Origin of the sequence: Cytobacillus sp. Bac17, from assembly GCF_024519925.1 — a bacterium.
GTDB classification, from domain to species: Bacteria; Bacillota; Bacilli; order Bacillales; family Cytobacillaceae; genus Cytobacillus; species Cytobacillus pseudoceanisediminis.
Genome location: NZ_JALJRC010000004.1, coordinates 154,897 through 167,937, shown reverse-complemented (window position 1 = coordinate 167,937; position 13,041 = coordinate 154,897). Strand labels below are relative to the sequence as shown.

The following is a 13,041-nucleotide window of genomic DNA, read 5'->3' as shown; positions in this document are numbered from 1 at the left end:
GGGCGGTTTTTTTACGAACATTTGCTATTGGATCATTACATTTTATCCTATCTCCTTTAAAGAATCCTGTTCTTTCCCATAAAGATCCTCCCAAAGTTCATAGATTTTCCTCCGGCCGTTTGCAATTTCAGGGTTGAATTGGATGGCAGCGTTTTGACGGACAGCATGAACATTTTTCAATGCCTGTTCAAGCTTCTTGTTGATGTCGGTGCTGCCTTTTCCAGCGTGTTTAGCAATCGAAATGCCTGCTGTTGTTCCTTGGGCCATGGCGATTTTTCCGCTTTCAATGCCGGTGATATTCCCGGCAACAAATAATCCTTCGAGCGGAGTTTCCATTTTTTCAGAATGAAGCGGAACATGTCCCCCAAGTTCTGGAACGTATTGGAATGGGCAGCCGGCAACTGCTGTAAGCTCTGCTAACGGATACAAGCCGCCTGCGATACACACGAAATCTGCTTCGTAAATTTTTTCTGTACCTTTGATTACGTTACCATTCACATCTATTTCTGCAGTGAGTACGCCTTCTACCTGATCCTTTCCAAGAATTTCAAGTGCTGCTTTTCTAAGCTGCAATGGTGTTCCATTCACCTTAACGCCGCTTTTAGGATAAAATTTCATCCCTAATTTGCGGAATCCTCTATTTTTCATAAAGCGACTGCCCAGCCGCAAAATGGGTGACGGGGCAAGATGGGCAGCATTTAGAAGTGACTTCAAGACTTCCTCAGGTTCTCCCGCTTTTTGGCTAAGCGGACTCTTTTCTGGCAGTACAATATGTTCCACATTAATTCCGGCTATTTGGAGCTCGTTTAAAATCGCAAATGCTAGAATGTTAGCACCAATGATTATGCCCTTTTTGCCAACCTCGACACGATGAACATTCGTCATGACCTGTGCAGCCCCAATGGACATAACTCCTGGAAGAGTCCAGCCTGGCACAGGAATAGGGAACTCAGCTGCACCAGTTGCTACCAGCACATAAGGAGCTATCAGTGTTCCTATATTAGTATGAACATTCCAGCAATCCTTATCTTTTTCAAGGTTATATACAGAAACGCCGCAGCGGATATCTACAGAGAGTTTCTGTGCTTCGTTATGCATACGAGTGGATTCTTTTATTCCATTCCACCATTCTCCAGACGGTTCCTGGTGCAATTGACCGATTAATCTTCCGCCTGGCCTGACAAATTCATCAATGACGGTAACTTTTAAGCCGTATTCAGCACAGGTTATGGCACCAGCTAAACCGGCTGGTCCAGCTCCAATAACGATTACATCTATCATAGATTCTCCACCATCCTTTTAACAATATTAGGATGCTGTTTTCCTCTTTCAACAACCATATTCTCCTTCACAACAGTTAAACAGGCTCTTATATTGGCCTGCCCATTAACATTTACACGGCATTCCATACAGTGGCCGATATTGCAATAAAACCCTCTTGGTGTTCCACTTTCCTCATGAACACGCAGTGTTCTCACACCGTTTGCCAGCAGAGCTGCCGCGATTGTTTCAGTTTCAAATGCTTCATATACTTCCCCATCAAAAGTGAATGGAATCTTTTTTCTATCATCTAATTTTCCTAAAACCGGATGATCTATAATTCTAGTCATTCTTTTCACCTGCCGTTCCAAAAGTTACAGGGCGAATTGGAGGCTGATATTTTAAAGGAATTTCACCTTCTCCTGTATTAGGTACGACACTTTCAATAATCCGATCGACCATGACCCTGCAAGTGCGTCCCCCACAAAACCCCATTCCAGCTCTTGTTCTAAGCTTCAGTTCCCTGGATGTACATTGATGTTCTTTTGCTGTTGCGAAAAGCTGCCCATAGGTAACCTCTTCACAACGACAGATCATAAGTGCCTCGTTGTTATTCATTTGGTAATCCCTCCTCTTCAGGTATATGTAAAAATATAATGCAAAAATCGTACCAACTTTGAAGCCAGTATTTCAAATTAGCTTAAGCCAAGACGTTTTAGACGATTGTAAAGGGTCGCCCGGGTGATTCCCAGTTTTTTCGAGCATTCTAATTTGTTGCCGCTGGTTAATGCCAATGCTTTTTCGAGTACCTTCTTTTCGTGCTGGTCCATTTCCTCCTGAAGAGGCACAATGACCGTTTTCATTTCTATGTTGTTTTCCTGAAGGTCAGTATCAGATACAGCTGAATAGCTCATTGCTGAGTGAAATGGCAAATATTCTTTTCGAATGACTCCATCTGTTGCAAAAACAACCAGACGTTCAACGACATTACGCAGCTCCCGAACATTGCCCGGCCAATCATATTGAAGCATCTCTTGCATAACTTCCTGTGAAAAATGATGGATCGGCCGCTGATAGCGCAGTGAAAAATCATTTAAAAAGTAATGAATTAGTTCAACGATATCTTCACAGCGTTCTTTTAAAGGAGGAATTTTTAAACTGACAACATTTAGCCGATAATATAAATCCTCCCGGAATTGGCCTTCTTTTATTAATTCTTTTAAATCCCTATTTGTTGCAGCAATTACCCGGAAATTAGCCTCAATTTCTTTTTCACCGCCAACCTTGTAATATTTTCTTTCTTGAAGCACACGAAGCATCTTGACCTGCATTTCTAAAGGCATTTCACCAATTTCATCCAGAAAAAGAGTGCCCCCTTTAGCAAGCTCAATTTTTCCTTTTTTTCCTCTATGATCTGCACCGGAAAAGGCGCCGCGTTCATAGCCAAATAATTCGCTTTCAAATAATGAAGCTGGAATAGCACCGCAGTTAATTGAAATAAATGGTGCTTCAGGTCCTTCAGTTGCCTCATGAATGGATTTGGCAAAGACCTCCTTGCCGACTCCGCTTTCTCCTAAGATCAATACAGTTGATCGGACAGAGCACACCTTTTTTGCCATTTGCACCGTCTTTTCCATCACAGCGCTTTTCCCTTTAATGTATCTGAAGGTCTGTATTTCGCCATCTCCTGTTCTAAACGATGAACCTCAGTCGACATATTAAATAATTTTTCATTAAGAACAACCTGGCTTGTCACATCAGTTTCCGACACAACTGCCCCGATAATGCGTCCATTAAAGTAAACAGGGTTTGAATTTATTAGGACAAAGAGATCAGATCTTGGCTGGTGATGCTTTCCTTGTATTCTCTTTCCTTTGTATAAGGATTCTAAGATTTGCAGATTCTGATGTTCAAAGAATTCTATTATTGGTTTGCCCACAATCTCATCTTTTTTTACAGAGAAAATTTTTTCAGCTCCCTCGGTCCATGTGCGGACACGTTCATCAGCATCAATCACTGTGACTGAAGCGTCCGATGTTTTGATGACAGCATCATAGAAAGCCTTTAATTGATTGTAGGAATCATACAAAAAATCAATGATTTGTTCATTTGTGATGCAGCCGAGTACTTGGCCGCCTGAATTTACAACGGCAACGGCTGCATAGCGCTTGCAGGCATCAGCTAATGCAGCAAAGGAATCATCCAAATAAACTTTTGGTAAAGCGCCTTCATTATCAACTTGGTTCAGACAGATAAAATTACTTTCAATTATTTCTTTGACTGATGGTAATTCAAACATGACAGCCTCCTGAATGTAAAATTTTTTATACACTGTTCAATATTTTATACACTATTTTATCAAATTTTTTGACAATTAAGAACAGGTCAAAAAAATCTATATTTGGGTTAGCAGCAAAATTATTAGAAGGTTCTTATTTTTGCGTAAGATATAAAAAGTTGGCATGTTATTTGCATTAATAAAATGATGTAACAAGACGAAGGGAAGTTGGTTTTGTGAAATATCATTGTGACGTTTTGGTTATAGGCGGGGGAATCATAGGCTGTGCAATTGCCTATTATACTTCTAAATCTGGAAGAAATGTAACAGTTATTGAAAAAGGTGAATTTGTCAGTGGCACGTCTTCCCGCTGTGACGGAAATATTTTAGCTATTGATAAAGATCCTGGCTTCGATAGTCAAATGTCACTTGTCAGTCAGAAATTAGTAGATGAATTAAGCAGAGAATTGAAACAGCCTTTTGAATATCGGGCTCCCGGAAGCATCCTTGTATGCGAGACAGAAGAAGAAATGGAAGCAGCACAAAAGTGGGTTGACCGTCAGAGTGAGGCCGGCTTGCCGTTCAGGATGCTGGACAGACAGGACATCCGCCAAGACTCCAAGTATTTTGCTGATGATTTATTAGGCGGCTTAGAGTGTGCAACAGATTCTACAGTCAATCCATATCTACTTGCCTTTAACCTTCTTGAGGGGGCAAAGGAGATGGGTGCTAAAGCCCATAAACAAACTGAGGTTACCGGAATGAGAAGGAAGACGGACGGTACATTTAGCGTTGAAACATCCAATGGGACCTTCACCGCTAACTATGTCATTAATGCGGCAGGTGTATGGGCTCCATATATCGGTGAGATGCTGGACTTGTCTATTCCAATTAAACCAAGAAAAGGCCACATTATGGTCGCATCACGCCAGGATTTTGTTGGGCCAAGAAAAGTCATGGAATTTGGCTATTTAATATCAAAATTTGGCGGCAAGCGCCAGGTTGACCCGATTACTGAAAAATACGGAGTAGCACTTGTTTTTGAACCGACTGAAAGTCAAAACTTCCTGATTGGAAGCAGCCGTGAATTTGTTGGGTTTAATACAAAAATCAATAATGAAATTATTAAATGCATTGCCAATAGGGCCATTAGATTCTATCCGAAAATGGCTGACATGATGGTCATACGTACTTATGCTGGCTTACGGCCCTGGACGGAGGATCACTTGCCAATTGTGTCAGAAGTGGAAGGAATTCCTAACTATTATATTGCAGCCGGTCATGAGGGAGACGGAATTAGCCTTGCCGCTGTTACTGGAAAAGTGATAGAGGAAATGCTTAATGAAAAGGAAACTTGCATCCCAATTGAACCGCTGAGATTTTCTCGATTTAAGGAAAGGGTGAGGAGCTGATGAAAGCAAATCGGGTTTTTACAACCATTGATACACACACGGGCGGAAATCCGACAAGGACATTGATTAGTGGACTCCCAGTACTAAAAGGAGCGACAATGTCCGAAAAAATGCTTCATATGCAAAAGGAATATGATTGGATTCGTAAGCTCCTGATGAATGAACCAAGAGGGCATGATGTAATGTCAGGAGTACTTTTAACAGATCCATGTCATCCGGAAGCAGATATCGGTGTTATATATATCGAAACCGGCGGATATTTGCCAATGTGCGGCCATGACACAATCGGAGTTTGTACAGCATTAGTGGAAGCAGGGCTATTCCCTGTTCAGGAGCCAGTTACTACCATCAGGATTGATACACCAGCAGGTCTTGTTAAGGCAGAGATTAAGGTAGAGAACGGTAAAGCAAAAGAGGTTTCCTTCTGTAATGTCCCTGCGTTCCTGTTAAAGAGTGTCTCTGTTGAAGTTGAGGGAATCGGAACCGTTGATGCAGACATTGCTTATGGGGGCAACTTCTATGGAATCATTAATGCCCAATCTGTTGGATTAGAACTGACACCGGAGAATGCTTCAACAATCATTGAAAAAGCTATCAAAATTAGGAATACAATTAACGAAAAAACGGATGTCATTCATCCGCAATATCCATTTATTCGCGGTTTGACCCATATTGAATTTTTCACTGTGCCAACCCATGAAGAAGCTGATGTAAAAAATACAGTTGTTGTCCCTCCAGGCGGGATTGATCGTTCACCATGCGGTACAGGTACTTCGGCCAAATTATCTGTCCTCTATGCCAAAAAGGAGATTGGTATCAAAGAAGAATTTGTACATGAGAGTATTGTCGGCTCTTTATTCCGCGGAGAAGTCCTTGAAACAGCAGATGTTCTGGGTGTGGAGGCTGTTATTACAAGAATCACTGGTTCAGCATGGCTAATGGGAATGCACCGGTTCTTTTATAACGAGGAGGATCCGCTTAAAGAAGGCTTCTTACTTATTCCCCCAATGAAACATGAAATGGAGGATGTGAAATGATAATTCAAAAGACGTATACAGCAACCGATGTACACGTAGCAGGTCAGGCTTATCGTATTGTTAAGGATGGACCATTTGTTCATTATCAAAGTATACAGGAGCTGAATGAGCAGTTTTCGCTTGCCTATCAGGAGGAAATTAAACTTCTATTAAATGAGCCCCGCGGATTTGCTGGATTAATGGGTTGTTTGATCGTCCCGCCTTTTAAAAGCGATGCCGATGCAGCTGTAATCTTTTTCGATCATTACGGAACCGTTCCGATGCAATATGGCGGAATTGTTGCTGTCATAACCGCATTGTTAGAGTGCGGCCAATTAAAGGCCAGGCCTTCAAATGTATACAGAATTGAAACAATTAACGGTGTTGTTTCTGTTACTGCAGCAATTAAAGACGGTGAAGTGAAATCAGTTAAGTTAAAAAGCGGGCCTTGCCAGGTTGTACAGGTCAATGCGCCGGTGTCTTATTTTGATTTAAATACCGAAGTATCTCTAGTCCAAGCCGATCATATTTATGCCATTTTTGATAAAGCAGAGCTGCCTTTTGAGATTGAGATGGAGAACCTTCCAGTTATTAATCAATGGGGGCAAAAGACGATTGAAGCATTAGAAGGCAAATATGCTTTCAGCAGAGTGATATTGCTGGATCATTCGCAAAAAAGTGAAGGCAAAATCAAAACGGTAACCTTCCGTCCGGATCGTTATATTGTGCGTTCTCCGGGATTTGGCACTCTGGCTGCCTGCAGTAGCTATTTATTAAGGAATGGCGATATATCTGCAGGCAGCCCAATTGAAAATGAAAGCCTTTTCAAAGGTAAATTAAGAGCCGAGTATTCAGCACAAATTGAAACCAGTTACGAGTTTAGTTTTTCAGCCCGCGGATTTATTACGGGTATGCAGACATATGTATTAGACCCGACAGATCCATTATTCGCAGGGTTTTTATTAAAATAAAAAACTATTAATTATAGGGAGGAAAATTAAAATGACTAGAATTAGAGGAGCTTATCCAGTATTAATTACACCAATGACACAGGAGCAGGAGATTGATTGGGGCGGTGTAAAGAATAATGTTAATTACTTTGTGGATCAAGGTGTGGCAGGTATCGTCATCAATGGGAGTACTGGTGAATTTGTCAGTCTATCAAGAGAAGAAAAATTCCAGATGGTAGAAACTGTTATGAAGGAAGTAAGCGGCCGCATCCCTGTTATTGTGGGGACAGCTGCTGAAACAACAAGGGAAACAATCGAGTATACAAAGCAAGCTGAAGTACATGGAGCGGATTGTGCTCTAATCATTAACCCTTTTTACATGAAGCCAAAGGAAAATGAAATCTACCATCATTTTAAAGAAGTATCTGGCAGTGTTAATCTTCCAATCATGCTTTATAACAACCCATTTACTTCTGGCGTTAATATGAGCGCAGATTTAATGCTTCAAATTGGCAAGGATTGTAAAAATGTAACTCACATTAAGGAATCAAGCGGTGAAATTGGCAAGGTAAGAGATCTTGCAAGAAAAGGAAAAGGAGACTTTGAAGTATTCTGCGGTGCTGAAGAGCTTGTAATGGAGTCTTACTTAGTTGGAGCAACCGGGTGGATTTCTGTTGCAGGAAATATTGTGCCAAAGCTGGTTACAGACATGTATAACCATTTCCAAAACGGTGAGTTAGAAGAAGCTTGGTCAATCAATGATCGTATTTTACCACTGTGCGCGTTCCTTGAAGGATCTGGAAAGTATGTGCAAATTGTGAAGAGAGCCATGGAATTAACCGGCCAGGCTGGCGGACCTGCGCGTTACCCTCGTCTAGGCCTATCACCTGAGGAGGATCAAAAGCTAAAAGACCTGCTTGCAAGTTTAGAGACAGTAAAAAACTAAAAAAGTGAAGGAGTGAGGATATGCAAGCGACAAAATACAATTTAAAACCGAAAGTTCAAGAATTCCTGGAAGGTGTGAAAGGGCTATATATTAACGGTAAATATGTACCGGCGATCAGTGGTAAAAGGTTTACCGTCGTTAATCCTGCAAACGAAGAGGTGTTTGCAGAAGTAAGTGAAGCGCAAGAGGAAGATATTAACGCTGCGGTAGCTGCTGCAAGAAAAGCATTTGATGATGGCCAATGGACAAAAATGGATGCCGCTGAACGCTCCCGCCTAATCTATAAATTTGCGGATCTCTTAGAAGAAAATCGAGAGGAACTTGCACAACTGGAATCATTGGATAACGGAAAGCCCTATAAGGTCGCCTTGGCAGATGATGTCGACGGAACAATCCAGCATTTTAGATATTACGCAGGCTGGGCCACAAAAATATTTGGTAAGACAACTCAGGTTTCAAAGAATTATGTAACCTATACTGTACACGAGCCGGTTGGGGTTGTAGGCCAAATTATTCCATGGAACTTTCCGCTCGCCATGGCTGCCTGGAAGCTTGGATCTGCACTCGCAGTCGGCTGTACGATTGTGATTAAACCGGCAACTGAAACACCATTATCTCTTCTCTACGCAGGAAAGCTATTCAAGGAAGCCGGGTTCCCGGATGGTGTTGTAAATATTGTGCCAGGAACGGGCAGGGTTGCGGGAGAAGCAATTACTGCACATAAAGATATCGATAAGGTAGCATTCACAGGATCAACTGCTGTCGGAAAAGAAGTAATGAAAAAAGCTGCAGATCAAATTAAAGGTGTTACGCTGGAGCTTGGCGGAAAATCGCCAGCCATTGTCTTAGATGATGCTAATCTTGAGGAAGCAATTGAAGGGGTATTTAACGGAACAATGTACAATCATGGGCAAAACTGCAGTGCTTGTACACGTGTATTTGTACAGAGAAACATATATGATCATGTAGTAAAAGCCTTAGCAGAACGAGCGAATGCAATGAAGTTAGGTGATGGAATGAACCCCGAAACGGAAATGGGCCCGCTTGTTTCAGCAAAACAGCATCAAACTGTTCTTAAGTATATTGAACAAGGGAAGAAAGAAGGGGCGCGCCTCGTGGCAGGGGGCGAAAAAGGATTTGAAAAAGGTTATTTTGTACAGCCAACCATTTTTGCTGATGTACAAGATCATATGGTTATTGCTCGTGAAGAAATCTTTGGTCCTGTCATGTCCATTTTCGTTTTCGATACGATTAATGAGGTCATTAAACGCGCGAACGATAGTGAATATGGCTTAGCTGCAAGTATCTGGACAGAAAGTATGAAAAAGGGACATTATATTGCAAGCAAGCTGCAATCAGGTACAGTCTGGATTAATGATTTTGGTCTTGAATGGGAAACTATGCCTTTCGGCGGCTACAAACAATCAGGCATCGGCCGCGAAATGGGTGGAGAATATGGCTTACAAAACTATACGGAAGTGAAAAGTGTATTTGTTAACATCAAGCATGATGAGAAATTTTAAGGAACAATTGGACAATCAATCCTGTGTACTAATTGGATGGGAGTGGGACAGCGTTTTGTTACAATGTCCCATTTTGCACATTTATATGTCTGAATATTATTAATATTATAAATTAAAACAGAAACGGAACTATCTACTTAAAGTTTGAAAATAGGTGGGATAAGATGGAAGAATTAGTGAATAAAGCGTCGGGTTTAGTTTGGAGTCTTGGATTGGTAGCGTTCGCGCTTGGTGCTGGATTGTTCTTTTCCATTATGACACGTTTTGTGCAATTTAGATATTTTAAGGAAATGATTAAACTTCTTTTTGAAAAGGGTAACCCGGAATCAGGTGTATCCTCTTTCCAGGCATTTACAATGGCTTTAGCTGGCCGGGTCGGTATTGGCAATATCGCCGGGGTTGCTACTGCGATTGCATTCGGAGGTCCGGGAGCGGTTTTCTGGATGTGGATCATGGCTTTATTAGGTGGAGCAAGTGCTTTTATAGAATCTACTCTTGCTCAGGTCTATAAAGTAAAAGATGGTAATCAATACCGGGGCGGAACTCCTTATTTCATTGAAAAAGGTTTAAATATAAAATGGTTCGCGGTATTTGTTGCGATTGTTGTTACCCTCTGCTACGGAATTTTAGTTCCAGGTATTCAGGCAAATACGATTGCTGTTGGGTTCGAAAACACAATTGGCCTCAATAAAAGCATCACTGGAATCATTCTTGTTGTATTACTTGGCATCATTATTTTTGGCGGCGTTAAGCGAATTGCTACTGTTTCGGAAAAAGTTGTCCCTTTTATGGCCTTAGGATATGTGGTTATTACTTTCGTTCTTTTATTTGCCAATGCAGCAGAAATTCCAGCCATGCTTTGGCTGATTATTTCAAGTGCATTTGGTGCAAATGAAATGTTTGGCGGTATTATCGGTGCAGCGATTGCATGGGGCGTTAAGAGAGCGGTATTCTCTAACGTTGCTGGTGTAGGGGAAGGAACTTATAGTTCAGCTGCAGCAGATGTATCCCATCCGGCAAAACAAGGTCTTGTTCAAGCATTCTCTGTTTATATTGATACTATCATTGTTTGCACAGCTACTGCACTTATGATTCTAATCACCGGAATGTACAGCGTTACACCAGAAGGAAAGCAGCCGATTGTTGAGAACATCCCAGGTGTTGAAGCTGGACCAATGTGGACACAGGCGGCCGTTGAAAGCGTTATCCCTGGATTTGGCGGTTTTTTCGTAGCTATTGCTATCTTCTTCTTTGCCTTTACAACCCTGTTGGCTTACTACTATATTTCTGAAACAACCCTCGTTTACCTTGGCAGAAAGAGAAATCTAAAAGGGCTAAAAGCAGGCTTAATGATTCTTTTCTTAGGAATGATCTACTTAGGCAGTGTTGAAAATGCATCCCTATTATGGGCGCTCGGAGACTTTGGCTTCGGAAGTATGGCCTGGCTTAACTTAGTCGCTATTCTATTTTTGACTAAAACAGCCTTAAAAGTATTTAAAGATTATGAAGAACAGAAGAAAGCGGGCATTGAACCAGTCTTCGATCCTGTTAAACTTGGCATTAAAGGTGCTGATTTTTGGGAGGAGAAAGTGAAAGAAAGCAATTCAAAAGGCAAGAAGGTAATTTAAGTGCAGCCGGAAACAGAGAACACTTCCCGCTTTTATTTCTAAAATCCTTATTGCATGTGGTGGCAGCTTCTTCACCAACTGCTGGAGCCCAAATGGCCAGTACTCCAGGCTGTCACCATCTTTATGTTCAGCAACTAGATCCGAAACCCCACTTACAGACTCCGATTGCGAATAAGGACTTTCGGGAGCTCCTTCACTGAAATCTCCTCATATATCCAGAAGGTTATTCGATTCCCTCATCCCCCACACCGGCACCACCAAAGGCCGCTGCTATCACCCGGCGCGAAGCGAGCAGTTTATCTCCGAATTTAGCTCCCCTATTAAACCACCGCAACAACCCTTTAAAACATAACCGCGATAAGATTTCCAATAAAAAATTCCGATGGGAAATAGTATTGTCATTTCTTCCCTTCTCCACAGGCTTGTTCGTGTGATATACTACTTTAGTTACTAACATTTATGGAGGATTTCATGAGTAAAGACTCTAAAGCTAGACACCAAAAGGGAAAGTTACTGTCATTTATCCCGAATGGTGAGTACTATTTTTCCAAAGGGATTAAGGCGTACCACCGCAGGGATTTTCATAAAGCAAAGAAATATTTAATGCGGGCGATGCAGCTTGAGCCGGGTGAACCAATGATTATCTGCCAGCTTGCAATTGTCCATTCAGAAATGGGTGAGTATCAGGAGTCGAATAAGCTGCTTCATATGATATTGGAAGAGCTTGATGAGGATATGGTGGAATGCCATTATTTCCTTGCCAACAACTATGCTCATATGGGCCTTTTCAAAGATGCTTACACGCATGCAAATACGTATCTGGATTTGGATCGGGACGGAGAGTTTACGGAAGATACAGAGGATCTGCTGGAACTTCTGACGCTTGAAGGGGAAGATTTGGATGATGAGCTCTACGAGCAGGATGACCTGATAACGAAACAGGAACACGCACGGGAATTGCTGGAGTCCGGTCATTTTCCAAAAGCGGTTGAGATACTGAACTCTGTGATTGATGAGTATCCGGAGTACTGGTCCGCATACAACAATTTGGCCTTGGCGTATTTTTACCTTGGAGAAGTGCAAAAGGCAGCAGATATTTTAGAGAAGGTGCTGGAAGAAAATCCGGGTAATCTGCACGCTTTGTGCAACAAGCTTGTCTTTGCTTTTTACGAGCGGGATTTCAGGCAGGTGCGCTTGTTGAAAGAGGCTCTGAAAAAAATTAAGCCGCTTTCAATTGAACATCAGTTCAAGCTTGGTGCCACTTTTGCTTTGACCGGCGAATATGAGGCTGCCTTTGCATGGCTTCGCAAGCTTCAAAAGAAAGGCTTTGAAGGGGACGGACCATTTTATTACTGGCTATCCTATTCCGCATATTTTACCGGACGTGAAGAAATGGCGAAATCAGCATGGAAGAAAGCCATTGAGATTAATCCGGAAAAAGAAGGCTTTGAGCCCTGGAACGATGAAAAAGTAACCAGCAGCGGCTTTGAAGACCATTATTCATCCATTCTAAAAAAGCTGGAAAGCGACTATATTGAAGAGCGGTTATTCGGCCTTTTCCTTACGTCAGTATCCAGCAGAAGAGATGAAATTTTGATCTCTGAAGCAATTGTACGAAACAATAAGTTTTCAGCTGTGGAGAAGGAATATCTCTCTTTTGTGAAAACAGACCAGGAAGCGCCTGCCCAGGTTCAGGCTGCGCATGAGACAGCTGAACTGTTTTATGAAAACTACCATCCGATTGGCACGGTGGAAGCCGGCCTGTATTTAATGTGGTTTACCATTTTTGCTGAATTGACAAATAACTGCCAGAATATAAAAAACAATAAGGCTTGGGCTGCAGCAATTGAGTATGTCTGGCATAAGCTTCGAAACGAAAAGGTTTCCCAATCAAAAATTGCAGGAAGATACGGGATTTCCGCTTCAACGATGGGTAAATATGTAAAATCGGTGAACGACCGCCTTCAGTGAGCAGATGTATGGACGAAACACGCGCCAATTTTATAGGATAACAGTAAGAAGGTCATA

General features: G+C 41.8%; 10 protein-coding genes and 1 pseudogene. 7 read left to right on the top strand and 4 right to left on the bottom strand.

Translation table 11 applies throughout. The features are described 5' to 3' along the window. Positions 1 to 42: 42 nt before the first annotated feature. The 4 genes and pseudogenes from NR125_RS08780 to NR125_RS08765 form a co-directional block, all read right to left on the bottom strand. Positions 43 to 1,281, bottom strand: a complete 1,239-nt coding sequence (locus NR125_RS08780; protein WP_256815064.1) for an NAD(P)/FAD-dependent oxidoreductase — start codon at positions 1,279 to 1,281, stop codon at positions 43 to 45. Next, positions 1,278 to 1,610, bottom strand: coding sequence for a (2Fe-2S)-binding protein (locus NR125_RS08775; RefSeq protein WP_009331837.1), 333 nt, complete (start codon positions 1,608 to 1,610; stop codon positions 1,278 to 1,280). The genes NR125_RS08780 and NR125_RS08775 overlap by 4 nt, the downstream gene beginning before the upstream one ends. Then, on the bottom strand, positions 1,603 to 1,878 hold the full coding sequence (locus NR125_RS08770) for a (2Fe-2S)-binding protein (RefSeq protein ID WP_009331836.1): 276 nt from the start codon (positions 1,876 to 1,878) through the stop codon (positions 1,603 to 1,605). The genes NR125_RS08775 and NR125_RS08770 overlap by 8 nt, the downstream gene beginning before the upstream one ends. Then, positions 1,871 to 3,559 (bottom strand): annotated as a pseudogene (locus tag NR125_RS08765) (sigma-54 interaction domain-containing protein). Before NR125_RS08765 ends, NR125_RS08770 begins: the two are co-directional and overlap by 8 nt. Before the next feature lie 215 nt (positions 3,560 to 3,774). Here NR125_RS08765 and NR125_RS08760 point away from each other — a divergent pair. From NR125_RS08760 to NR125_RS08730, 7 genes are all read left to right on the top strand, one after another. Continuing rightward, positions 3,775 to 4,950 carry an NAD(P)/FAD-dependent oxidoreductase gene (locus tag NR125_RS08760; protein WP_009331834.1) on the top strand — a complete coding sequence of 392 codons (1,176 nt, stop codon included), beginning with the start codon at positions 3,775 to 3,777 and terminating at the stop codon, positions 4,948 to 4,950. Next, positions 4,950 to 5,987 carry a proline racemase family protein gene (locus NR125_RS08755; RefSeq protein ID WP_071156427.1) on the top strand — a complete coding sequence of 346 codons (1,038 nt, stop codon included), beginning with the start codon at positions 4,950 to 4,952 and terminating at the stop codon, positions 5,985 to 5,987. Before NR125_RS08760 ends, NR125_RS08755 begins: the two co-directional genes overlap by 1 nt. Beyond that, entirely contained in the window at positions 5,984 to 6,937 is a 954-nt protein-coding gene (locus NR125_RS08750; protein ID WP_009331832.1) for a proline racemase family protein, read from the top strand. Before NR125_RS08755 ends, NR125_RS08750 begins: the two co-directional genes overlap by 4 nt. Before the next feature lie 31 nt (positions 6,938 to 6,968). Further along, positions 6,969 to 7,862, top strand: coding sequence for a 4-hydroxy-tetrahydrodipicolinate synthase (dapA, locus tag NR125_RS08745; protein WP_009331831.1), 894 nt, complete (start codon positions 6,969 to 6,971; stop codon positions 7,860 to 7,862). Between the two features lie 20 nt (positions 7,863 to 7,882). Beyond that, entirely contained in the window at positions 7,883 to 9,385 is a 1,503-nt protein-coding gene (locus NR125_RS08740) for an aldehyde dehydrogenase family protein (protein ID WP_256815060.1), read from the top strand. 164 nt (positions 9,386 to 9,549) lie between these two features. Next, on the top strand, positions 9,550 to 11,013 hold the full coding sequence (locus NR125_RS08735; RefSeq protein ID WP_009331829.1) for an alanine/glycine:cation symporter family protein: 1,464 nt from the start codon (positions 9,550 to 9,552) through the stop codon (positions 11,011 to 11,013). Positions 11,014 to 11,484: 471 nt separating this feature from the next. After that, the gene (locus tag NR125_RS08730) at positions 11,485 to 12,984 is read left to right on the top strand and encodes a tetratricopeptide repeat protein (protein ID WP_071156431.1); all 1,500 of its coding nucleotides are present in this window, start codon (positions 11,485 to 11,487) and stop codon (positions 12,982 to 12,984) included. Positions 12,985 to 13,041 lie beyond the last annotated feature (57 nt).